This is a genomic window from Streptomyces sp. 796.1 (genome assembly GCF_047525675.1).
Classification (GTDB): Bacteria; Actinomycetota; Actinomycetes; order Streptomycetales; family Streptomycetaceae; genus Streptomyces.
Map to the genome: position 1 here is coordinate 14,732 of NZ_JBLIWA010000054.1, position 22,599 is coordinate 37,330.

14 protein-coding genes and 1 pseudogene are annotated in these 22,599 nt (G+C 74.4%); 8 read left to right on the forward strand and 7 right to left on the reverse strand.

Annotated elements, in window-relative coordinates; genetic code table 11:
• Window positions 1–242: 242 nt before the first annotated feature.
• Complete coding sequence (locus ACMA1D_RS28690) at window positions 243–1,379, reverse strand: ATP-binding protein (RefSeq protein WP_414726925.1); 1,137 nt, start codon at window positions 1,377–1,379, stop codon at window positions 243–245.
• 180 nt (window positions 1,380–1,559) lie between these two features.
• On the opposite strand from ACMA1D_RS28690, the gene ACMA1D_RS28695 reads away from it, so the two are divergent.
• Complete coding sequence (locus tag ACMA1D_RS28695; RefSeq protein ID WP_414726901.1) at window positions 1,560–3,197, forward strand: SWIM zinc finger family protein; 1,638 nt, start codon at window positions 1,560–1,562, stop codon at window positions 3,195–3,197.
• A 172-nt stretch (window positions 3,198–3,369) separates the two neighbouring features.
• The gene (locus ACMA1D_RS28700) at window positions 3,370–5,262 is read left to right on the forward strand and encodes a DUF5691 domain-containing protein (RefSeq protein ID WP_414726902.1); all 1,893 of its coding nucleotides are present in this window, start codon (window positions 3,370–3,372) and stop codon (window positions 5,260–5,262) included.
• Between the two features lie 261 nt (window positions 5,263–5,523).
• Here the strand turns inward: ACMA1D_RS28700 and ACMA1D_RS28705 are convergent, their stop codons facing one another.
• Complete coding sequence (locus ACMA1D_RS28705) at window positions 5,524–5,937, reverse strand: cobalamin B12-binding domain-containing protein (protein ID WP_349997762.1); 414 nt, start codon at window positions 5,935–5,937, stop codon at window positions 5,524–5,526.
• A gap of 894 nt (window positions 5,938–6,831) precedes the next feature.
• Here ACMA1D_RS28705 and ACMA1D_RS28710 point away from each other — a divergent pair.
• Window positions 6,832–8,874 (forward strand): peptidoglycan DD-metalloendopeptidase family protein, encoded by a 2,043-nt coding sequence (locus ACMA1D_RS28710; protein WP_414726926.1) that lies wholly within the window; start codon window positions 6,832–6,834, stop codon window positions 8,872–8,874.
• 242 nt (window positions 8,875–9,116) lie between these two features.
• Here the strand turns inward: ACMA1D_RS28710 and ACMA1D_RS28715 are convergent, their stop codons facing one another.
• Complete coding sequence (locus tag ACMA1D_RS28715; RefSeq protein ID WP_414726903.1) at window positions 9,117–11,981, reverse strand: UvrD-helicase domain-containing protein; 2,865 nt, start codon at window positions 11,979–11,981, stop codon at window positions 9,117–9,119.
• Between the two features lie 488 nt (window positions 11,982–12,469).
• Between ACMA1D_RS28715 and ACMA1D_RS28720 the strand changes: the two genes are divergently transcribed.
• The 4 genes from ACMA1D_RS28720 (at window position 12,470) to ACMA1D_RS28735 (ending at window position 16,900) form a co-directional block, all read left to right on the forward strand.
• Window positions 12,470–12,910 carry an RrF2 family transcriptional regulator gene (locus ACMA1D_RS28720; RefSeq protein ID WP_414726904.1) on the forward strand — a complete coding sequence of 147 codons (441 nt, stop codon included), beginning with the start codon at window positions 12,470–12,472 and terminating at the stop codon, window positions 12,908–12,910.
• Window positions 12,911–13,058: 148 nt separating this feature from the next.
• Window positions 13,059–14,357, forward strand: a complete 1,299-nt coding sequence (locus ACMA1D_RS28725; RefSeq protein ID WP_414726905.1) for a globin domain-containing protein — start codon at window positions 13,059–13,061, stop codon at window positions 14,355–14,357.
• A 146-nt stretch (window positions 14,358–14,503) separates the two neighbouring features.
• A complete protein-coding gene (locus ACMA1D_RS28730) occupies window positions 14,504–15,082 on the forward strand; it encodes a Uma2 family endonuclease (RefSeq protein WP_414726906.1) in 579 nt (192 codons plus the stop codon).
• Between the two features lie 225 nt (window positions 15,083–15,307).
• Entirely contained in the window at window positions 15,308–16,900 is a 1,593-nt protein-coding gene (locus tag ACMA1D_RS28735; RefSeq protein ID WP_414726907.1) for a carotenoid oxygenase family protein, read from the forward strand.
• A 226-nt stretch (window positions 16,901–17,126) separates the two neighbouring features.
• On the opposite strand, the gene ACMA1D_RS28740 is transcribed toward ACMA1D_RS28735, so the two are convergent.
• Window positions 17,127–18,044 (reverse strand): maleylpyruvate isomerase N-terminal domain-containing protein, encoded by a 918-nt coding sequence (locus ACMA1D_RS28740; RefSeq protein WP_414726908.1) that lies wholly within the window; start codon window positions 18,042–18,044, stop codon window positions 17,127–17,129.
• A 280-nt stretch (window positions 18,045–18,324) separates the two neighbouring features.
• Here ACMA1D_RS28740 and ACMA1D_RS28745 point away from each other — a divergent pair, with 280 nt between their 5' ends.
• Window positions 18,325–19,227 carry a polysaccharide deacetylase family protein gene (locus tag ACMA1D_RS28745; RefSeq protein ID WP_414726909.1) on the forward strand — a complete coding sequence of 301 codons (903 nt, stop codon included), beginning with the start codon at window positions 18,325–18,327 and terminating at the stop codon, window positions 19,225–19,227.
• 136 nt (window positions 19,228–19,363) lie between these two features.
• Here ACMA1D_RS28745 and ACMA1D_RS28750 read toward each other — a convergent pair whose 3' ends face one another.
• From ACMA1D_RS28750 to ACMA1D_RS28760, 3 genes and pseudogenes are all read right to left on the reverse strand, one after another.
• A complete protein-coding gene (locus ACMA1D_RS28750; RefSeq protein WP_414726910.1) occupies window positions 19,364–20,086 on the reverse strand; it encodes a LuxR C-terminal-related transcriptional regulator in 723 nt (240 codons plus the stop codon).
• Complete coding sequence (locus tag ACMA1D_RS28755) at window positions 20,083–21,345, reverse strand: PspC domain-containing protein (protein WP_414726911.1); 1,263 nt, start codon at window positions 21,343–21,345, stop codon at window positions 20,083–20,085. The genes ACMA1D_RS28750 and ACMA1D_RS28755 overlap by 4 nt, the downstream gene beginning before the upstream one ends.
• 167 nt (window positions 21,346–21,512) lie before the next feature.
• Window positions 21,513–22,599: pseudogene (locus ACMA1D_RS28760) on the reverse strand (hypothetical protein); the annotation flags it as partial.

A 22,599-nucleotide genomic window follows, 5' to 3' on the forward strand; every position in this document is an offset into this window, starting at 1 on the left:
CCCCTCGTACGCATCCGATCCCTGCCGGAACATCGCCACCCCCGCCTCCCTGAACGGCGCACTGCCGACCGCTGCGGCCCCCGCCGCCACGGCCCGTCCCCGCGCCCCCGACCCTGCGTCCCTGCTCGTCCCCTGGCGCCGGTCGGCGCCCGCACCGGTCCGCGCGCCCCGTCGCGCGGCCGGCCCGCCGGGGATCGGCCGCGGTACGTCGCCCGCGGCCGGCCCCCGCCCCCGCGGCTGTGTCACGCGCTCACCTCGCGGCACGCGCGGTAGAAGTCCTTCCAGCCGTCGCGCTCGCGGACGACCGCCTCCAGGTACTCGTGCCAGATCACCCGGTCGGCGGCCGGGTCGCGGACGACCGCGCCGAGGATGCCCGCCGCCACGTCGTCCGCCCGCAGCACACCGTCGCCGAAGTGCGCGGCCAGTGCGAGGCCGCCGGTCACCACCGAGATCGCCTCCGCCGTGGACAGCGTCCCGGAGGGCGACTTGAGCTTCGTACGACCGTCTTCGGTGACGCCGTCGCGCAGTTCGCGGAAGACCGTGACCACGCGCCGGATCTCCGCCAGGGCCTCGGGCGTCGCCGGCAGGTCGAGCGAGCTGCCGAGCTGGTCGACGCGGCGGGAGACGATCTCCACCTCGGCCTCGGGCGTCGCCGGCAGCGGCAGCACCACCGTGTTGAACCGGCGGCGCAGCGCGCTGGAGAGCTCGTTGACGCCCCGGTCGCGGTCGTTGGCGGTGGCGATCAGGTTGAAGCCGCGCACCGCCTGCACCTCCTGGCCGAGCTCCGGGATAGGCAGCGTCTTCTCGGACAACACCGTGATCAGCGTGTCCTGCACGTCGGCCGGGATGCGGGTCAGTTCCTCGACCCGCGCGGTCATGCCATCGGCCATGGCGCGCATCACCGGGCTCGGCACCAGCGCGTCCCGGCTCGGCCCGTGCGCCAGCAGTTGGGCGTAGTTCCAGCCGTACCTGATGGCCTCTTCGGCGGTGCCCGCTGTGCCCTGCACCAGCAGCGTGGAGTCGCCGCTGACGGCCGCCGCCAGGTGCTCGGACACCCACGTCTTGGCGGTGCCTGGCACGCCGAGCAGCAACAGCGCGCGGTCGGTGGCCAGCGTGGTGACGGCGACCTCCACGATGCGGCGCGGTCCCACGTACTTCGGGGTGATCACGGTGCCGTCCGGCAGCGTGCCGCCCAGCAGGTAGGTGGCCACGGCCCACGGCGAGAGCCGCCAGCGGGTGGGCCTCGGCCGGTCGTCGGCCGCGGCGAGCGCGGCCAGTTCCGCGGCGAACGCGTCCTCGGCGTGCGGACGCAGCGCCTCCGGTCGCTCGGTGGGGTGCGGCGCGGCGGCGGAGCCCTCGGCTCCGGCGGCCTCCTGCACGGCTTCCGACCCGGTGTTCGCGATTCCAGACACGGTCACAAATCCCCCTCTTCACCTGCCCGTCCGGCTGCCTCAGCCGGGGACGTTCACCACCATGCACCACACCTCTGACAATCCCGCTCGGCCGGTGGAAACCGCAGGTCAGAGCGATTGTCAGTGGGTGGGCTTAGCGTCGTTGGCATGAATGGTCAGGGGGAACGATGGACCGCTGAGCAGGTGCTCGCACTTGCTCCTGACGCAGCATCACAGAAGGCGGGCAGCAAGCTCGGGACGGCCACTCCGTGGTCGGGCTGCGGGCTGCGGGACGGGGCGCTGTGGGGGCTGTGCAAGGGCAGCGGCAGCAAGCCGTACCGGACCGTGATCGACCTGTCGGGGCCGGCGTACCGGTGCAGTTGTCCGAGTCGGAAGTTTCCGTGCAAGCACGCGCTGGGCCTGCTGTTGCTGTGGGCCACGGGGGAGCCGGTGCCGGCGGCCGAGCCGCCGGAGTGGGCCGCCGAGTGGCTGGCGTCCCGGCGGGAGCGCGCCGAGCGGCAGGCAGCGCCGGCGGCCGGCGGCACGGACGGGTCCGGCGCGGACGCGGCGGCCGACGAGGCGGCGGCGCGGCGGCGGGCGGACCGGCAGGCCCAGCGCGAGCAGCGCATCGCGGCCGGCGCCACGGAGTTGGAGCAGCGGCTGGCCGACCTCGTCCGGGACGGCCTGGCCGGCGCGGACCGCGCGGGGTACGCGCACTGGGACGAGACGTCGGCCCGCATGGTCGACGCGCAGGCGCCCGGCCTCGCCGCCCGGGTCAGGGAGTTGGGGGCGGTGACCGGCTCCGGGGCCGGCTGGCCGTCCCGACTGCTGGCCGAGTGCGCCCTGTTGCACCTGCTCAACCAGGGCTTCTTGCGCATCGGCGAGCTGCCGGCGCCGCTGGCCGCCACGACCCGTACGCGGGTGGGGCTGACGACCGACGCGGCCGACCTGCTGGCCCGTGGCGATCTGGTGCGGGACCACTGGCTGGTGCTGGCCCGGCAGGACTCGGACGACGGCCGGCTGACCACCCGCAGGCTGTGGCTGCGGGGCGCGCGCACGGGGCTGATGGCGCTGCTGCTCTCCTTCGGCGCCGCGGGCCGCGCCCCGGAGTTGGCGCTGCCGGTCGGGCTGACCCTCGACGCGGACCTGGCGTACTACCCCGCCGCGCGCCCGCTGCGGGCGGTCCTCGGCACGCGGTACGGGACGTGGGCGGGCGGCGGACACGCCGCGACGGGCACGCCGGGCCCGACCACCGAAGGCAGCGCAGGTGCGGCCGTGGCCGCGGAGACGGCGGCAGGGGCGGTGGCCACTGCGGTGCACTCGCCCGCCGGGGCCGTGGCGGGGGCGGTGGACGGAGGGGCTTCGGCCGCCCCACCCGGGGTGGACGTCTCCACCGCGCTGACCGCCTACGGCGACGCCCTGCGGGACGACCCGTGGTTGGACGCCTGGCCGGTCGTGCTCTCCCAGGTCGTGCCCATACCGGACGCGGCGGCCCTGGACGCGCTGACCGCCACGGGCGCGGGCCCCGGCGGGTCGGGCGGCGGCCGGCCCGCGTCCAACGGATCGGCCCGCGGGGCCGCGGGACGGGGCGGCGACCGTGGTTGGCAACTTGCCGATGCAGATGGCGGGTTGGCGCTGCCCGTCGACCCGCGCTGTACGTCCGACCTGTGGCAGCTCACGGCGGTCTCCGGCGGCGCCCCGCTGACCGTCTTCGGCGAGTGCGGGCACCGCGGCTTCGCCCCGCTGACCGCCTGGAGCGGGTCACCGGTGTCGCTGACGACGAGCACCCGCCGGGGGAGGCCGTGACGGCGCGCGCCCGGCCGGACGCACCGCACGCACCGGACGCGCTGCACGCCGACCGCACCACCCGCCGACCGCCGGCCCGCACCTGGCCGCGCCCGGCCGACCGCACCGCACGCAAGGCCCGGACCGGCCGCACCGCACGCCGCCGGCCCCGTACCGTCCCTGGAGGCACTCCGTGACGTTGACCGACACCCCGAACGCCACCGCGCAGGACGCCCCGGGGCAGCCCGCGGCCGACTGGGACGCGTTGGTGGCCGCCGCGCTGCTCGGCACCGACCGGCGCACCCCGCCGGTGGCACCGCGACCCGGACAGGAGGCGGCGACGGCGCTGCTGGAGGCGGCTGCACTGCACACCGTGCAGCACCGGGCAGGGCTGCGACCTGCCGCCGCCCGGCCCCGCCCGGCGCCGGCACCGGCCGACCCGCGGCCCGGCCTGCCGGCCGCGGCCCGGGTCCGGCTCGCCATGTTGCTGACCGAGCGGGCCGGCACCGGGGGCGGCGGTTCCCGTACGGCGCCGGACCTCGCCGAGTTGCTGCCGCAGTGGCTCTCGGCCGCGGGCGGGTACGGCTACCGCGCGCCGGCGGAGCTGCTGCCGGCGCTGCTCGACGCGGCGCGCGCCCGGACCGACCTGCGCCCGGCCGCGCTCGCCCTCGCCGGACCGCGGGCCCTGTGGCTGGCGCGGCTCAACCCGGACTGGAAGTTCGCCCTGCGCGGCGGGCCGACGGGCGGCACGTCCGACGCCGCCGCTTCGGACGCCGCGCTCGACGCCGCAGCGACGCGCCGGATCTGGGAGGAGGGGCTGTTCGCGGAGCGCGTCGCGCTGCTCGCGGCGCTGCGGCGGCAGGACCCGGCGGCGGCGCGCGAGTTGATCGCCGGGACCTGGGCGGCGGAGCGGGCCGAGGACCGGCTGATGTTCCTGGACTCGCTGCGCGAGGGGCTCGCCGCGGACGACGAGCCGTTCATCGAGCAGGCCCTGTCGGACCGCAGCCGCAACGTGCGCTCCACCGCGGCCGAACTCCTGTCCGCGCTGCCGGACTCCGCGCTGGCCGCCCGGATGGCCGTACGTTCCCTGGCCTGCGTCACGCTGCGGGAGTCGGCCGACGGGGGCCGGGTCGAGGTGGTCGTGGAGCCACCGGGCGAGTGCGACAGCGAAATGCAGCGCGACGGCGTGGTGGCCAAGCCGCCGTCAGGCCGGGGCGAGCGGTCCTGGTGGCTGGGGCAGTTGGTGGAGGCCACACCGCTCGACGCCTGGCTGCGACAGTTCGCCGGGCGCACGCCGGCGGACGTCCTGGCGCTGCCGGTCGCCGACGACTGGCAGGCGGAGTTGCACGCCGCCTGGGGGCGGGCCGCCGTCCGCCAGCGGAACGCCGACTGGGCCCGGGCCCTGCTCCGCACCCCGGGCGACGACGCCGCGCCCGCCACCGACGCGACCGCGCAGGCCGCCGCCGGCCAGGGGGCCGCAGGGCAAGGATCCGCAGGCCAGGGCCCTGTGCCGGGCCAGGGCTCCGGCGCCGGGCAGTCGCCGGCCGCGGCCACACCCACCACACCCACCACACCCAACGTGCCCACCGCGCGGGCGGCGCTCGGCGGGCCGCCGCCCGCATCGTCCAGCGGCCCGTCCTGGCGGGACCCGGCCAAGCTGCTCACGGTGTTGCCGGCCGCCGAGCGGGCCGAGTGGGTGGCGGCGTTCATCGCGGCCCACGGACTGTCCGACGCGTTCCGGCTGTTGGGGGTATGCGCGGTGCCGTGGGCGGAGCCGCTGGGACGTGCGGTGGTCGACGCGCTCGACATCGCGCGCGACGCCGGCAGCTATCCGTGGAGCTTCAGCGGCGTCATGGGCCTCGCCGAGCGCTGCCTTGACCCCGCGCTCGCCGACCGCCTCGAAGTGCTGACCGCCCTGGCCGAGGAGCCGCGCGACAGCGCCCCCGGGGCGAGCGGCTACTGGTCGGAGGCGTTCCAACGGCTGGTCGGCACGCTGCGCCTGCGCGCCACCATGCAGGCGGAGCTGGCCCCCGCCCCACCACAGGGCGCACCCGACGACCTGGCCCACCCCGCCGAGCCCGCCTAGCCGCCGGCCACACCCACCCACTGAGCCGCCGGGCCCACCCCACGGCAGGACACATCCAGCCACCGTGTCCCCTGCCAGCGGGTCCACCCACCCACAGCACACACCCACCGGCAGAACACACCCACCTACGAGTTCCGCCCACCCGCAAGGTCCGCCCACCCACGACCACACCCAACACCAGAGCCCGCCGGGCGCGGCGGGGGCCGCGCCCTGGCGGGCTCTTGACGGGGTGCTGTCCCCCGGGTGCTGACAGCGGGTGGGTCACGCCTCGGCGGGGTGCCGGATGTTGGCCCGTACCCAGGCCACGACCTCGGAGATCGGGGCACCCGGGGTGAAGATCGCGGCCACGCCCTGTTCCTTGAGGGGGGCGATGTCGTCCTCGGGGATGATGCCGCCGCCGAACACCTTGATGTCCTCGGCCTCGCGCTCCCGCAGCAGTTCCAGGACCTTGGCGAAGAGCGTCATGTGCGCACCGGAGAGGATCGACAGGCCGATCGCGTCGGCGTCCTCCTGGATCGCGGTGTCGACGACCTGCTCCGGAGTCTGGTGCAGCCCGGTGTAGATGACCTCCATGCCGGCGTCCCGCAGGGCACGCGCAATGACCTTCGCCCCGCGGTCGTGGCCGTCAAGCCCCGGCTTGGCCACCACCACGCGGATCGGACCGGTCACTCCCATCACTGCCTCCATGCCTTTATGGATTCCTGACCGCCTGCTGTCGCAGTCGACCGGCACCTGCCGCGCACGGCTGCCGTCACGGGCCTTAGGTGTGAACGAACGTTATCGCCAGCATCCCGTACGCGGCCGTTTCCGCGTGCAGAGCGAGGGGGAAATCACACAGGGGCACCCGGACGCCCGCCGCTACCCCGCCGATCGGGTGCGCAGCCGCCACCCCACGAAGCCATCGCGAAGTCGCCGTACCCTGTGCCGTCAGCCGCCCGGCGCAGGGTACGGCCATGTCCGGGGCCTTCCGCAGGTCCGAAGAACCGGACCGGCACGCCCGCCGCGCCACCCCCACCGCCCCGCCCCCTGCGGTCCCTCCCCTCCCTCTCCCCTTCCCCTCCTCTATCTCTCCCCCTCCCCTTCCTCCCCCCTCGCTCCCCCTTCCCCCCTCTTCCTCTCCGGTCTCGGCCGGGGAGGAACCCGCCGCACGCCAGCCGCCGCCCCACCCCACGCCGAGCACCGCCCCACCCCACTCGGCCACCCCCGCACCCCACCCCGGCAACCCTCCAGCCATCCCCCATCAACCCCCAAGCGGAGACGGATAAGCGGAGACGGATAGTGGGCCGATGCCGCTGGCGAGGAGTGGCGGGGAAGGGCCTGCGGGCCCTACGGACGGGGCCGGAATGAGGGCCGTAGACGCTCCAGATCCGGTTCCGGTTGCGCGATCTTGGCGATTTTTATCGAACGGAAATCGAACTCACGGCCAAGTAATGCCGATCGAAGCGCCGAAAGACGACCAAATGCCCGTTCTCTGCCGGGCGGAAACCTGTGGAAGATTGTCGGCGTCGCATACCGCCGGGTACAGTCGCCGCTAATTCTCCTGCTGTCGAGGCGAAAGAGAAGTTGGTGGTGAACAACCGTCACCCGTCAGGTAGCCCAGACCCGGCGGCCCCCACTCCCGATGCCTCATCAGCGCATTACGGGTCGTATGACCAGCAGGGCGCACAGCACGGACACTCCGGGTACGACGGTTTTGCCACCGGTACCTTCGACCAGCTCGGTTCCGGTTACGGTCAGGCCGACGCGATCGGCGACCCCTCGTACGGAACGCACGGCGGCTATGACGGCGTGACCCCACACGCCTCGCCGCTCTCTGACAACGGTGCCGTCACCGGTTATGACGGCTCCTACGACGCACCGTCATCACCCGCGCCGTCATCGGGTTCGTACGACTCCGGACAGTGGGACTTCACGGGCGTCGCGTACGACGGTCAGTCCGCCGGTTACGACACCGGTAGCTACGACACCACCGGCGGCTGGGACGGGGCAACTGGTTATCCGCAGCAGTCGGATGACTCCTTCGCACAGGTGGCCTCCGGTTCCGCCGACGCCTCCGGTCAGTGGGACACCGGCGCCTGGGAGAGCGCGGCCCAGACCGACACCGGCCAGTTCGCCACCGGCTCGTACGGGACCGGGCAGTTCGCGGCGGGACAGTTCGACACGGCGCAGGCGGACGGCGGGCAGTTCGACACCGGCGCCTTCGACCGCGCACCGTTCGCGGACCCGTCGTACGACACGGGGCAGTTCGACGCCGGGCAGTTCGGCACCGGGCGGTTCGACGCCACCGGCCAGTTCGACACCGGGCAGTGGAACACCGCCGCCTTCGACGACGGGCGGCACGAGGGCGGACAGTTCGACACCGGCCAGTACGGCACCGTCCAGTGGGACACCGGCTCCTTCCAGATCGGGGACGCCGCGGGCGAGGCCCCGCTCGGCGCCGCCGCGGAACACCCGGGCGAGCAGGCGGCCGATGCTCTGGACCCGTACGAGGACCCCACCGGCTGGGACACCGGCGCCTTCGCGACGACCGCCGCCGGCGACCCGGACCCGTACGGTGCGGACTCCGACCCGTACGGATCGCCGTTCCCGCAGGCGCAGCCCGGCGAGGCGCACGGCCGGCACGAGCAGGCGTACGACGCGGCGCCCGAGGCGGAACCTGAACGCACGGCCAGCATGCCGGTCCTGTCCGAGAGCGATCTCGACGACCCGGCCGACGACGGCGCGTACGACGCCGACTCGACCCACTCCGCCGGCCCTTCGGCCGGCTCCCCCGCCGAATCCGGCACCCGGGTCGGGCGCCGCCGGCAGCAGGCCGATGCGGTCGCCGGCACCGCGCCGCCCGCCCGGCGCGACGGCAACCGCGGCCGGCGTCGGCCGAGCGCCAGGTCCCGGCGGTCCGCGCTGCTCACCGTGGCCGTTCCGTCCGTCGCCGTGATGGGGGTCGCGGCCGTGGCCGCCGCTTCCGTCAGCGGGGTGGGCGGCGACGGCGACGACAAGAAGACCGACAAGGCCGCCCAGGCCGTGCCCGACCGGCCGCAGGTCCAGCCGACGGCCGCCAACAGCAAGTTGGACACGCAGCTCGCCGGGCTCACCGAGAAGGCCGACAACTTCGCCAACCGCGCCAGCCGCACCCAGGAGCGCATCGACCTCAAGGAGCGCCAGGCCGCCGAGCGCAAGCGCAAGATCGCGGAGGCGGCGCGCAAGGAGGCGATGCGCCCGAAGTTCTCGCTCCCGGTGCAGCAGCACGGACTGAGCGCGATGTACGGGCAGGCCGGTCTCAACTGGATGTCGCTGCACACCGGCATCGACTTCCCCGTCGACGGGGGCACGCCCGTGATGGCCGCCACCGACGGGACGGTCCGTACGCAGTTCAACACGGCGTACGGGAACATGGCGATAGTCACCTCGCCGGACGGCACTGAGACCTGGTACTGCCATCTGAGCAGCACGAAGCTTCGTTCCGGGACGGTGCAGGCCGGCGACACCATCGCCTACTCGGGCGACTCCGGCAACTCGACCGGCCCGCACCTGCACTTCGAGGTGCGGCCCGGTGGCGGGTCGGCCGTCGACCCGCTGACCTGGCTGCGCGGGCACGGGCTCGACCCGACGTGAGGCCAGGCCCCGGCTGAGCACGCGCGCCGCGTGCGGCCGGGCCCCGTTCGACACCCGATCCGCAGCCGTGGCACCGCGCCCGGCTGCGGATCGCGCCGTTGTGGGGGGCGTTCCGCGGGCCCGGGTGCAGGTGCCTTCCGTGGGGCCGCGGCCAGCGGCGGCCCGTACGGGCGTGGTGAGCGGGCTCCCTGCCCCGCTCACCACACGCGCGCCCGCGGTCCGCGGCGAAGCGGCGCCCCCGGCTAGAGCTTCTCCACCGGCGCGTACCGCAGCAGCAGGCGCTTGGGCTTCTCCTGGCCGAAGTCGATCGTCGCTTCCGCGGCGTCGCCGCTGCCCTTGATGCCGACCACGGTGCCCAGGCCGAACGAGTCGTGCGTGACCCGGTCGCCCACCGCGAGCGAGACCACCGGGCGGTCCTTGACCCGGCGGGTGGCGAAGGCGTTGCTGGTGCCCCGGCCGCCGGGGCGGGTGGCCGCCGACCGCGAGGAGGACAGCGAGGAGGCCACCGAGCTCATCGAGGCGGACGGGGTCGCGGCACCGGTGCGCTTCCACTTCAGGTACTGGTCGGGGATCTCGTCGAGGAAGCGGGAGGGCGGGTTGTACGCGGGCTGGCCCCAGGCGCTGCGCATGGTGGAGCGGGTGAGGTAGAGCCGCTCGCGGGCGCGGGTGATGCCCACGTACGCCAACCGGCGCTCCTCCTCCAGCTCCTTGGTCTGGCCGAGCGCGCGCATGTGCGGGAAGACGCCGTCTTCCAGACCGGTCAGGAAGACCACCGGGAACTCCAGGCCCTTGGCGGTGTGCAGGGTCATCAGCGTGATGACGCCGGAGCCGTCCGCGTCCTCGTCCGGGATCTGGTCGGAGTCGGCGACCAGCGCCACCTTCTCCAGGAAGTCCGCCAGCGTGCCGCCGCTCGCCTCGGCATCGGCCGCCGCGGCGCCGTCAGCCGCCGCGAGACCGCCCTGGTCCGCGGCGCCCTGCGGGCCGTCGGCGCCCGCGCCGGCCGAGGTGCCAGCGGGTTCGGCCGCGGGCGACTGCGCCCCGGCCGCCGCCGCTGCCGCCGCGTCCACCGCGGCGGCGCTCGCATCGACCGACGCCGGCTCGGCCGAGCCGTCGCCCGGAGCCGCGCCCTGCGGCGCCGTGCCATCCGCCGGCGCGCCCTCCGTCGGCGCCTCATCCGTCGGCGCGACGCCGCGTTCCTGCTCGAACTCCAGCGCCACCGCCGCGAGTTCCTGGAGGTTCTCCACCCGGGTCTCGTCCTGCGGGTCGGTCGACGCCTGGAGCTCGGCCAGGTAGCCGGTGCGCTCCAGGACCGCTTCGAGGACCGTGGCCGGGCCCGCGCCCGACTCGACGATCGTGCGCAGGTCTTCGAGCAGCACGTTGAACCGCTTGACCGCGTTCACCGAGCGCGCCGCCATCCCGTACGCCTCGTCGACGCGGCGCAGCGCCTGTGCGAAGGAGATCCGCTCGCGCTGGGCGAGGGCGTCGATCATCGCCTCGGCGCGCTCGCCGATGCCGCGCTTGGGGACGTTGAGGATGCGCCGCAGCGGCACGGTGTCCTCGGGGTTGGCGAGCACCCGCAGGTACGCGAGGATGTCGCGGACCTCCTTGCGCTCGTAGAACCTGACGCCGCCGACGACCTTGTACGGCAGGCCGACGCGGATGAAGACCTCTTCGAAGACGCGGGACTGGGCGTTGGTGCGGTAGAAGACGGCCACGTCTCCCGCGCGCGCGTCGCCCGCGTCGGTCAGCCGGTCGATCTCGTCCGCGACGTACTGCGCCTCGTCGTGCTCGGTGTCGGCCACGTACCCGGTGATGGTGGCGCCGGCGCCGGCCTCGGTCCACAGGTTCTTCGGGCGGCGGTTCTCGTTCCGCTCGATGACCGCGTTGGCGGCGTTCAGGATGGTCTGCGTCGAGCGGTAGTTCTGCTCAAGGAGGATGGTCGTCGCGTTGGGGTAGTCCTCCTCGAACTGGAGGATGTTGCGGATGGTCGCGCCCCGGAAGGCGTAGATCGACTGGTCCGCGTCGCCCACCACGCACAGCTCGGCCGCCGACTCGGCCGGCCCGACCAGCTCGCGCACCAGCGTGTACTGCGCGTGGTTGGTGTCCTGGTACTCGTCGACCAGGACGTGCCGGAAGCGGCGCCGGTAGTGCTCGGCGACGTCCGGGAACGCCTGGAGCAGGTGCACCGTGGTCATGATGATGTCGTCAAAGTCCAGCGCGTTGGCCTCGCGCAGCCGCGCCTGGTACATCGTGTACGCCTCGGCGAGGGTCTTCTCGAAGCCGCCGGCCGCGGAGCCGTCGCCGCCGACCTCCGCCGCGTACGCCTCCTCGTCCACGAGTTCGTTCTTCAGGTTGGAGATCTTGGCGCTGAAGGACTTGGGCGGGAAGCGCTTGGGGTCCAGGTCCAGGTCGCGGCAGACCAGGGCCATCAGCCGCTTGGAGTCGGCCGCGTCGTAGATCGAGAACGAGGACGTGAAGCCGAGCTTCTTGGACTCGCGGCGCAGGATGCGCACGCACGCGCTGTGGAAGGTGGAGACCCACATGGCGTTGGCCCGCGGGCCGACCAGGTCGGTCACCCGCTCCTTCATCTCGCCGGCGGCCTTGTTGGTGAAGGTGATCGCCAGGATCTCGCCGGGGTGCGCGCGGCGGGTGGCCAGCAGGTGCGCGATGCGGTGGGTGAGCACCCGGGTCTTGCCCGAGCCCGCGCCGGCGACGATGAGCAGCGGCGAGCCGGCGTGCGCCACGGCCGCGCCCTGCTGCTCGTTCAGCCCCTTGAGCAGCGCGGCCGGGTCCACCGCCGGGCGCGGCGCGCCGTTGCGGTAGTACGCGTCGCGCTCGTCGTCGTACGGGCCCGGGTCCGCCGCGTACCCGCCCGGGTGCGCGGGGCCCGCGTGCTCGCCGAAGCCCGCGCCGGACGGCCCGGGGGCCGCACCGGCCGCCAGGTCCCAGCCGGCGAACAGGTCGGGCGGGACCTGCTCGGTCGGCGGGCCGGCGGGCGCGTCGGGGCCGTCCGGGTCGTCCTCGGGGATCTCGTGCTCGTCGGGCGGCGGCTCGCCGCCCGCCTTCGCGAGGTCCGCCAGGAAGCTGTCGTCAAAGAGGCTGCTCATCGCGAACCGAGTCTAGGCGGCACCACTGACAATCGACACGGCGTCTCGTGGATGGCGCTGGCGCTGGGCTGCTGCACGGGTAGGGGTGCGGGAGCTGGCCCGCTGCCCGGGTAGGGATGCGGGAGCTGGCCCTGCCCGGCGCGGGGTGCGGGGCGGCGGCTCCGGAGCCGCCCGCGGCGCGCGTACGGGATCAGCGGCCGAACCCGCCGTGCAGGTACGGGCGCCGGGGCCGCCGGCGGCCCGGGTACGCGGGGTGTCGCAGCCGCCCGCAGCGCCGGTACGGGCGAAACGCCGGTGCCGCCCGCGGCGCCCCCTCAGCCCCCTCAGTCACCTCCGTCCCCGCCGGCACCCCACGGCTCCCGCAGCGCTCCCGCTGCCCCGCCCCCGCCCCCGCTGCGTCCGCCCAGCTCATCGACGTCGGGCCGGTCAGGACCGGACCGGGGGACCCCAAATACGAATCCCAAATACGCATTACTTAGACTTCTGGTGTGCGACTGACCAAGGCCACCGATCTCGCCCTCCGCATCGCGATGCGGCTCGCGGTGCTCGACGCGGACGACGCGCCGACCACCCGGGAGGTGGCCGACGCCGTCGCCGTTCCGTACAGCCACGCCGCCAAGGTGGTCACCCGGCTGCGCCACCTCGGTCTGGTCGAGGCCCGACGGGGGCGGGGCGGCGGGTTGGCGCTGACCCGGGCCGGGCGCACCGCCTCGATCGGCTGGCTGGTGCGCGAGCTGGAAGGGGAGGGCGATGTGGTCGGTTGCGAGGACGAGCCGCCCTGCCCGCTGCGGTCGGCCTGCCGGCTGCGGGGCGCGCTGCGCCGGGCTCAGGAGTCCTTCTACGCCACGCTCGATCCGCTCACCATCGATGACCTGGTCTCCCCACCGACCGGCCCCGTCCTGCTCGCTCTGACCCCGCGCCCCACCTGACGCAGCCGCCCCCTCCCTTCACCTTCAACCTTCACCTCTCAGGCGCGAGCGCCGTCGCCTGCCCCCGCGCGCCCCGCCCTGCCCCACCTCCTCGTCCCGCCTCCCCTTACCCGTAAAGACGAATCTCACATACCAGTTTGGAGTCGCCATGTTGTCCGAGAAGTCGGCCGAGACGGTCCGTGCCACGCTGCCCGCGGTGGGCGGTGCGCTCGGCGAGATCACCGCGTCGTTCTACGACCGGCTCTTCGCCGCCCACCCCGCGCTGCTGCGCGACCTGTTCAACCGCGGCAACCAGGCCAACGGCGACCAGCGGCAGGCGCTCGCCGGTGCGATCGCCGCGTACGCGCAGTTCCTGGTGGCGCCGGACGCGGCGCCGGCCCCCGGCGCCTTCCTGGACCGGATCGCGCACAAGCACGCCTCGCTCGGCGTCACCCGCGACCAGTACCAGATCGTGCACACCCATCTGTTCGCCGCCATCGTCGAAGTGCTGGGCGAGGCCGTCACCGAAGAGGTCGCCGCGGCCTGGGACGAGGTGTACTGGCTGCTCGCGAACGAGCTGATCGGCATCGAGGGCGAGCTGTACGCGGCGGCCGGCGTCACGGAGGGCGACGTCTGGCGCGACTACCGCATCGTGGAACGGACCACTGAGGCCGACGGCGTGATCAGCCTGCTGGTACGTCCCGCCGACGGCTCCGCGCCCCCGGCCTGCCGGCCGGGCCAGTACGTGTCGGTGCAGGTCGAACTGGCCGACGGGGCCCGCCAGATACGCCAGTACAGCATCAGCGCGGCCCGCCCCGAGGGGCTGCGGATCACGGTCAAGGCGGTGCGCGGCGCGGCGGGGGCCGCGAGCCCGGGCGGTGCCGCGGATACGGCCGGCGCCCCGGGGGCGGCTGCGGCCGGGGCCGGGGCGGTGTGCCCGGCCGACGGTGGGGCGCCCGACGGCGAGGTGTCCACGCACCTGCACGCGCACGCGCGCGCGGGCGACACGCTCCGACTCAGCCTGCCGTTCGGCGACGTCTCGCTCGCCGCCGACGAGGACGGCCCGGTGCTGCTGGTCTCCGCCGGGATCGGCTGCACGCCGCTGATCGGCATGCTCGACCACCTGCTGGTGACCGGCTCGCCGCGACAGGTGATCGCGGTGCACGGCGACCGCACCGAGGCCACGCACGCCTTCCGGCAGGAACTCGACGCCCTGGTACGGAAGCTGCCGGACGCCACCGCGCACGTCTGGTACGAGGAGCCGGCCGGCGCCTGGCCCGCCGACCGCACCGGCCGCATCGACCTGACGGCCGTCCCGCTCCCCGACCCGACCCGCACCACCGCCTACCTCTGCGGCCCCCTCCCCTTCCTCCGCGCCGCCCGCGCCCAACTCAGCGCCCTGGGCCTGCCCGCGGACCGCATCCACTACGAGGTGTTCGGCCCGGACCTGTGGCGCGGTGAGGAGTAGCCGCGCGGCGGCTGGGCCGCCTGGCTGAGTCCGCACGGAGCGGCGGCGGGAGAGGGGCCCGGGGGCCTACGGTCCCGCTGCCGCGACCGTAGGCTGGAGTCGTTACGCCCAGTCGGCTCAGGCCCAGGTGAAGAGGCGGTACGACCGTGGACTACGCGCGTATGCAGGAGATCGGCGAAGAGCTCGCACGGCACGCACCCGACCCCTTCGTCGGCTACGAGATCGCCGGCGATCAAATCGTCATGATGATGTCCCCGGGACGGCCCCACGAACTCATCTCCTGGCTGATCCGCGAGCAGTTGGCGGAGCAGTTGCACGGCACCTCCCCTCGGCTGGTCGCGCACACCGGAGGCGAGGTGGAGGACGCCTCGATCGGTCGGTTGCGCCGGCCCGACGTGATCGTGGTGCCGTACGACGTCTTCGCCGAGCAGACCATGAGCCCGTTCGACCCGCGGGACGTCGCGCTCGTCGCCGAGATCGTCTCGCCCTCGAACCACAGCAACGACTACCTCGACAAGATGGCGGAGTACCCGGCCATGGGCATCCCGCTGTACCTCGTCGTCGACCCCCGCAAGGGCACTGTGGCCGCGCTCAGCGACCCCGGGCAGGGGCCCGACGGCCCGCGCTACCGCACGCGCAGCGACTACGTCTTCGGCGACACTGTCACCATCGGTGGCTGGACCGTGGACACTGACCGGTTCCGCGTCTACCCGTCCGATCGCTAATCCGCTGGCCAAACGCCCGCGTCGGGGCGCCCCGCCCCCACCCGCGCCCCTCCCGGGCCCTAGCACCACCCCGCAACACGCCGCCTAGCACCACCCCACCGCACCAGCCGCCCCCACTGTCCCGGGCGGCGCGGCGCGGCACAGTCATGGGCAACGGGGCAGCCCTGGGCGCCGGTTGGGGCGGGCGGGCTGCGCGGGTCAGTCGAGTGAGGGGCAGGGAGCGGGATGGGTGAGCACACGCGGCGCACGGTGCTGTACGGGGCTGCTGCGGCCGGTGCGTTGGTGGTCGGTGGGGGCGCGGTGGCGGCCTCGGCCAGCGCCGCGCCCGGGGCCCGGCGGGGCGCGGGGACGGGCGTGCGGCCCGCGGGGAGCGCGGGGCGGGGGCGGCGGCCCTTCCTCGAAGGGGCGTACGCGCCGGTGACGGAGGAGGTGACCGCCTACGACCTGCCGGTCGTCGGGCGCATCCCGCGCGAGTTGGACGGCCGCTACCTGCGCAACGGGCCGAACGTGCTCGGGCTCGAAGACCCGCTGGCGCACCACTGGATGCAGGGCGAGGGCATGGTGCACGGCGTGCGGCTGCGGGGCGGGCGGGCCGAGTGGTACCGCAACCGGTGGGTGCGCGCCCGGTCGGTGGCGCAGAAGCTGGGCGAGCCCTACCCGTGGCCCGAGCCGGCCGCCGACTTCGCGGCCAACACGCACGTCATCGGCTTCCAGGGCAAGGTGCTCGCACTCCAGGAGAGCGGCCCGCTGCCGTACGAACTGGACGAGGAGTTGCGCACGGTCGGCCCGTACGACTTCGGGGGCTCGCTGCGCGGCGCCTTCACCGCGCACACCAAGTACGACGCGTGGGCCGATGAGCTGCACGCCGTGGCGTACGACGTGACCTGGGGTTTCGTCCGGCACCTGGTGGTGGACCGGGAGGGCAGGGTGGCCAGGTCCACGGACGTGCCGGTGGCCGACAGCCCGATGATGCACGACTTCGCGCTGACCGAACGGCACGTGGTGCTCTTCGACGTGCCGGTGACCTTCGACGCGGAGGCGGCGGCGCGCGGCGAGTCGGTGCCGTACACCTGGAACCGGCGGCATCCGACCCGGATCGGGGTGCTGCCGCGCGAGGGCGGCAAGGTCCGCTGGTTCCCGGTGGAGCCGTTCTACTTCTCGCACACGCTCAACGCGTACGACGACGGCGACCGGATCGTGGTGGACGTCACGTCGATGCCCGCGCCGTTCTACGCCGCGGGGCGCGGCAGTGGTGGCCCGGCCGCCGCGGGGCCGCCGACGCTGCACCGCTGGACGATCGACCTGCGGCAGGGGCGGGCGGTGGAGCGGCAGTTGGACGACCGGCCGCAGGAGTTCCCGCGGCTGCGCGAGGACCTGGTGACGCGGCCCCACCGGTACGCGTACACGGCCTTCGCCGCTGACATGTGGCGGGCCTACGGCGGGCTCGGCGACACCCCGCCCGACCACGCCTTCACCAACACGCTGATCAAGCAGGACCTGCTGCGCGGCACCAGCGAGGTGCACCGCTTCCCGCGCGGCGCGGCGGTCAGCGAGCCGGTGTTCGTACCCCGGGAACCGGCCCCGGGCGCGGGGCCCCGGCCCGGTGCGACGGGTCACGGGCGCGGGCACGGCCTTGGGCACGGCCGGCGGGAGGACGACGGCTACGTGCTCGCTTACGTCCACGACCCCGACCGGGGCGCGACGGACCTGGTGATCCTGGCCGCCCAGGACTTCACCGCCGCGCCGCTGGCCCGCGTCCAACTCCCCGTGCGGGTGCCGCTGGGGTTCCACGGGAGCTGGGTGGCGGACCCGGCGTAGCCACGGCACGGGCCCGGGTGGCCTCGCTCCCGGCTCCGCCCTCGCGCGCGGGGCGCCGGGCGCACGTGCCACACGTGAGGTACGGGGCACACGCGAAGCACCCGCCACACGTGACGTACCGGGCACACGCGAAGCACGCGGCACGCACGGCGCACGGCGTGCCCGATGGCGACCGTCCCACGCATCCCGTCCTCCCCTCCCCCCGCTCGGTGCCCGCGCCGGCGCCCTAGCCGAAGCTGACGCGGTCCAGCCAGAAGTCGAGCAGGGCGGTGTCGCCGGTGATCCGGACCTGGGGGCCCGGGGTGGGTGGGCGGCGGCGGTAGACGATCAACAGCAGGTCGGTCAGCGGGGCGTGCAGGGTCACCGCCGCAGGTTCGGCCGAGCGGCGCCAGGTGATCGCCCCGCCGGTGAGGTCCACCAGCCAGTCGCGGCCGGCCTCGGCAGCGGCCGGCTGGCCGGGGGCGGGGAGATCCGCGGCTGGCAGATCCGTGGCCGAACGGCCCGTGACCGGCGGCTCCGTTGCTGGCAGATCCGTAGCTGGCAGACCCGTAGCTGGCAGGTCCGTGGCGTGCAGGCGCAGGGTGCGGCCCGGACCGAGCAACTCGCGCTGGGCGGGGTGGACGTCGAGCATCATCGGCAGCGAACCGAGCTCAAGCCACTCCTCCAGCGCGTCCCGGCCGACCTCCGGGTCGAGCGCGTACGCGGAGCCGATGGCCAGCTCCGCGTCGGCCCGGTGGATCACCGTCTCGTGCGCGAACCGCCGGGCGAAGAACGCCGCGCTCTGGCCCGGGACCGGCGTCCACACCGCGGCATCGGGGCCCGTCTCGCGCAGCGCGTCCGCGAGCCCGCCCGCGCACTCGGCCAGCCAGCCGTCGAGCTCGGCGGCGTCCTCGTCCGCGTACGGCGTCAGGTCGCGGAAGTGGTCGTCGGGCGGCGGCGCGGCCCGGGTGCGCACCAGTTGCTCCGCCCAGCGCTGGCCGCCGCCGAGGTGCCGGAGCAGTTGGCCCACGTTCCAGCCGGGGCAGGACGGCACCGGGGCCGTCATGTCGGCCTCGGCGATGGCGGCCCGCAACAGGCCGGTCTGGACGACGATCTCTTCGCAATAGCGGTCGTGGGTCAACCGGCCGCGGGTCAGGGAGTCCATGCCGGCACGCTAAGCGAGGCCACTGACAATCCGGGCCCGCAACGCTTCGGGCCCGCGCCCCCGCCGCACCCCCACGGCGCCCGCACCACACCCGCACGCCCCGGGCCGTACGCACGCGGCCCGGCGGCCTCCCGGCGGCCCGCCCCCGGCAGCCCTCGTCCGCTCCCGGCCCGGCAGCAGCAGCCGGCACCCGGCTCCGGCGGGCCGCAGGTCGCGGCCGGATAACGGCAGGAGGGGGCGGTATGAACGTTGTGTATACCTGACTTATACAGTTCTCCGCATGCTCTCTGAACCTGTCATATCCGGCACGCCCGCTGCCGCGGACCCCGCCCCGGCCGCTCCCGCCACCACCGCCACCACGGCCACGGCGCCCACTGGGCCCGCGCGCGGCGGCGCGGGCGGCCGGCGCTCCCGGCGGCGGCCCGGGGCGTCCGGTGCGGCGGTGGCGGCGGCCGGGGTGCTCGCCCTGTCGCTGGCGCTGAGCGGCTGTTCGTCGGAGCAGGACGACGCGACCTCGCCGGCGTCCGCGCGGTCGAGCGCCGGCGACGACGCCAAGGGCAAGCTGGGCTCGGTGGACTGTGCGAAGGCCAAGTGCATCGCGCTGACCTTCGACGCGGGCCCCGGCAAGGACACCGGGAAGCTGCTGGACACGCTGAAGGCGAAGAAGGTCCCCGCGACGTTCTTCCTGCTCGGCAAGAACCACGTGAAGAAGCACCCCGACCTGGTGCGCCGGATCGCGCAGGAGGGCCACGAGGTGGCCAACCACACCTGGTCGCACCCCCGGTTGACCGACCTCAAGCCGGAGCAGGCGCGCAAGGAACTGTCGCTCACCCAGGACGCGATAGCGGAGATCACCGGGCACGAGCCGACCCTGATGCGCCCGCCGCAGGGCCGGACCAACAAGGACGTCTCCAAGGTCAGCAAGGAACTCGGGCTCTCCCAGATCCTGTGGAGCGTCACCGCCAAGGACTACTCGACGACCGACTCGAAGCTGATCACCAAGCGGGTGCTCGACCAGTCCGACCGGGACGGCATCATCCTGCTGCACGACATCTACGACGGCACCGTCCCGGCCGTCCCCGGCATCATCGACGCACTGCACAAGCGCGGGTTCACCTTCGTCACGGTGCCGCAGCTCATGGCGCCGGCCGTGCCCGAGCCCGGTACGGTCTACCGGCCCTGACCCGGGCGCCGGGAACACCGGGCCACGTACGCGTACGCGCGCGGGGCTGGTCTTGAGGTAACTCCGGGGCCGACGACCGGACGGCCACCCCACCCCGCCCTCCCGCAGACCAGCCGCCGCTCGGGCCAACCGCCGCTCAGACCAGCCGGCGGGCCGTCGCCCAGCGCGTCAATTCGTGGCGGTTGGAGAGTTGGAGCTTGCGCAGGACGGCCGAGACGTGGGACTCGACCGTCTTCACCGAGATGAAGAGTTGCTTGGCGATCTCCTTGTACGCGTAGCCGCGCGCGATCAGTCGCAGCACCTCGCGCTCGCGCTGGGTCAGCCGGTCCAGGTCCTCGTCGATGGGCGGCGCGTCGGTGGAGGCGAAGGCGTCGAGCACGAAGCCGGCGAGGCGGGGCGAGAACACCGCGTCCCCGTCCCGTACCCGGAAGACCGCGTCCACCAGGTCGGTGCCGGTGATGGTCTTGGTGACGTAGCCGCGGGCGCCGCCGCGGATGACGCCGATGACGTCCTCGGCCGCGTCGGAGACCGAGAGCGCCAGGAACCGCACCGGGTTCGTCGCGTCGCTCATCAGCGCGGTGCTGCGGCGCAGCACCTCCACGCCACCGCCGCCGGGCAGGTGCACGTCCAGCAGCACCACCTCGGGGCGGGTGGCCGCGATGACCGAGACGGCCTGGTCCACGTCGGCGGCCTCGCCCACCACCTCCACGCCGGTGCGGTCGGTCGCCCCGATCTCGGCCTGCACGCCGGTGCGGAACATCCGGTGGTCGTCGACGAGGACGACCCGTACGTGCCGCTCCCCCTCGCTCGCGCCGCCGGTGCCGCCACTGCCGCCGGTGCCCGTCACGCCTTCGGTCATGTCGCGACCCTCTCCATTTCGAGTTCCACTTCGGTGCCCCCGTCCGGCGCGGAGCGCAGCCGTGCCGTGCCGCCGTTGCGCTGCATCCTGCCGATGATCGACTCGCGGACGCCCATCCGGTCGTCGGGCACCGCGTCCAGGTCGAAGCCGGGTCCGCGGTCCCGTACCGATACGAAGACCGTACGCCCCTCCACCTCGGCGAAGACCTGCACGGCGCCGCCCTGGCCACCGTACTTGGCCGCGTTGACCATCGCTTCGCGTGCCGCCTGCATCTGCGCCACCAGGCGTTCGTCCAGCGGGCAGTCGCCGACGCAGACCACCTCGACCGGCACCCCGTGGTAGTCCTCCACCTCGGCCGCCGCACGCTTGACCGCGTCGGCGAGGGTGGCCGGCTCGTCGGCCTCGTCCTTGCCGCGGCCCTCGGGCCGGTTGAGCCAGGCGCGCAGTTCGCGCTCCTGGGCCCGGGCGAGGCGGGTGACCTCGCGGGAGTCCTCGGCGTTGCGCTGGATCAGGGTGAGCGTGTGCAGCACCGAGTCGTGGACGTGGGCGGCGACTTCGGCCCGTTCCTGGGCGCGGATGCGCATCAGCCGCTCTTCGGACAGGTCCTGCGCCATCCGCACCAGGTACGGGCCGGCCAGCAGCGCGATGCCGACCACCACCGCGAGCGCCGCCTGGAGCACGGCGCCCAGGTGCCGGGCCGAGCCCTGCATCACCGCGATGCCGGTGGCCCCCGCACACACCAGCACGACGCCGGCCGCACCGCGGGCCAGCGGCAGCACCCGCTTGCTGCGGCTGAGCTGCACCCACTGGGACCGCCGCGCGTTGTCCGCCTGCCGCCACACCAGCGCGACGCCCGCGCCGATCAACAGCAGCGGCCACACGTACGCGTTGGCCCGCCCGAGTTCGAAGCTGCTGACGAAGATGGCCATCCCGGCCACCACCGTGATCAGGGCGAAGATCTGCCCCTTCTCGGGCCGCCTGGCCAGCAGCCTGCGCTTGCCGTCGGGGCCGGTGACCGGGGCGGGCCTGGGGGCCTCGACGCCACCGACGCCCAGCGGTACGACGAACCAGAAGAGGGCGTACAGCAGCACGCCGAAGCCCTCCGCGAGCAGCATCGCCGCGAAGACGATCCGCACCCAGGAGACCGGCAGCCCGAGGTGGCCGGCGAGGCCCCGGGCGACGCCGCCGAGCATCCGGCCTTCCGCGCTGCGGTAGAGCTTGCGCAGGGGCGGTTCGGCGGTGGGCGCTGCGGCGGTCATGCCCCTGATCGTCACATGCCGGGCCCGGCGCGGGCATCAGGGCTGTCCCTGATGCCCGTCTCGGGGCCGGTCAGGGGCGCGGGCGGCGTGCCCCTGACCGCCGTGAACTGCCCGCCGCGACGGTCCACGCGCCGGCCGGCCGGTCCGACGACCGGGCCCGTCCGGGGCTAGCCCCCGGCGCCCCCGGTCCGCTTGAGGTCGTCCGCCGTGTGGAAGCTGTCCTTGATCACGTCGAATATGGGCCGGTACTCCGACCAGTTGTCGCTCGGCCCCGAGACGTAGATCGCGTACTCCTCCTTGCCCTCCTCGCCGAAGCCGAGGTCGATGCCGCGGAACGTCCTGGTCGCGCCCTCGAAGGAGAACTCCCAGATGGCGGCCTCGGCGCCGCGGAAGGTCGTGCGCTGCATGCGCAGCCGCTTGAGCGAGGGCTCGCGCTCCTGCCACTGCGACTCGACCTCCTCGAAGTGCTTGAGGTGGTCGTCGGCGGCGAAGTCCAGCACGTTGATCTTGATGCCGACCTTGCCGGTCGGGTCCACGTAGTCGACCTGTACGCCGGTGCCCGCCTTACGGGTCCAGCCGTCGGGCACCGGGAAGGCGACGCCCAACTCCTCCTCGCGCACCAGGTGGTAGCCGTCCGGCACCGGCGACGGCTTGACCCGCGGGGTCTGCTTGCCCGGGTCGCCCTTGGTGGGCTTGATCGGGCCGGGCCCGTCGCTCTGGCTGGTGCCGGGCCGGCCGCCGTCACCGTCGTCGTTCCCGACCAGGTAGACGACGACGGCACCGGCCACGGCCGCGGCGACGGCCACCGCGATCGCGCCCCACAGCGTCGCCCGGCCGCGCCGCGGCTTGGCCGGCGTACGCAGCGGCGTGACGGTCGTGATCGCGGTCGTCGAGTGGTCGGAGCCGTAGCCGGCGGGCTCGGAGTGCTGCGGCTGGCGATGGGCCTGGGCCTGGGGCTGACGGTGTTGCTGGTGCTGCGACTGCTGCTGCGGCTGGTGTGCCTGGTGCAGTTGCTGCGTCTGGTGCTGGTAGCCGTGCTGCGACGGCGCCTGCGCTGCGTGTGGGGCGGCGGCGCTCCAGTGCGTGGCGGCGGTGCGGCCGTCCGTACGGGAGTCGGTACCAGCGTCCGCACGGGGGCCCGTACGGCCGTCGGCGGGAGCCGTCTCGCCCCGCGCCGGCGTACCCGGGGCCGCCCCGGAGGCCGCCCCCTGGGCCGCGGCCCGCGCCGCCGACCCGGTGGGCCCGGTGGGCGCC

Excerpts from the sequence above, each read along its gene's own strand:
- ACMA1D_RS28715 (WP_414726903.1), bottom strand. The coding sequence starts at position 11,981 with ATGAGCAGCCTCTTTGACGACAGCTTCCTGGCGGACCTCGCGAAGGCG.
- ACMA1D_RS28755 (WP_414726911.1), bottom strand. The coding sequence starts at position 21,345 with ATGACCGCCGCAGCGCCCACCGCCGAACCGCCCCTGCGCAAGCTCTAC.
- ACMA1D_RS28695 (WP_414726901.1), top strand. The coding sequence starts at position 1,560 with ATGAATGGTCAGGGGGAACGATGGACCGCTGAGCAGGTGCTCGCACTT.
- ACMA1D_RS28735 (WP_414726907.1), top strand. The coding sequence starts at position 15,308 with ATGGGTGAGCACACGCGGCGCACGGTGCTGTACGGGGCTGCTGCGGCC.
- ACMA1D_RS28745 (WP_414726909.1), top strand. The coding sequence starts at position 18,325 with ATGCTCTCTGAACCTGTCATATCCGGCACGCCCGCTGCCGCGGACCCC.
- ACMA1D_RS28705 (WP_349997762.1), bottom strand. The coding sequence starts at position 5,937 with ATGGGAGTGACCGGTCCGATCCGCGTGGTGGTGGCCAAGCCGGGGCTT.
- ACMA1D_RS28750 (WP_414726910.1), bottom strand. The coding sequence starts at position 20,086 with ATGACCGAAGGCGTGACGGGCACCGGCGGCAGTGGCGGCACCGGCGGC.
- ACMA1D_RS28740 (WP_414726908.1), bottom strand. The coding sequence starts at position 18,044 with ATGGACTCCCTGACCCGCGGCCGGTTGACCCACGACCGCTATTGCGAA.
- ACMA1D_RS28725 (WP_414726905.1), top strand. The coding sequence starts at position 13,059 with ATGTTGTCCGAGAAGTCGGCCGAGACGGTCCGTGCCACGCTGCCCGCG.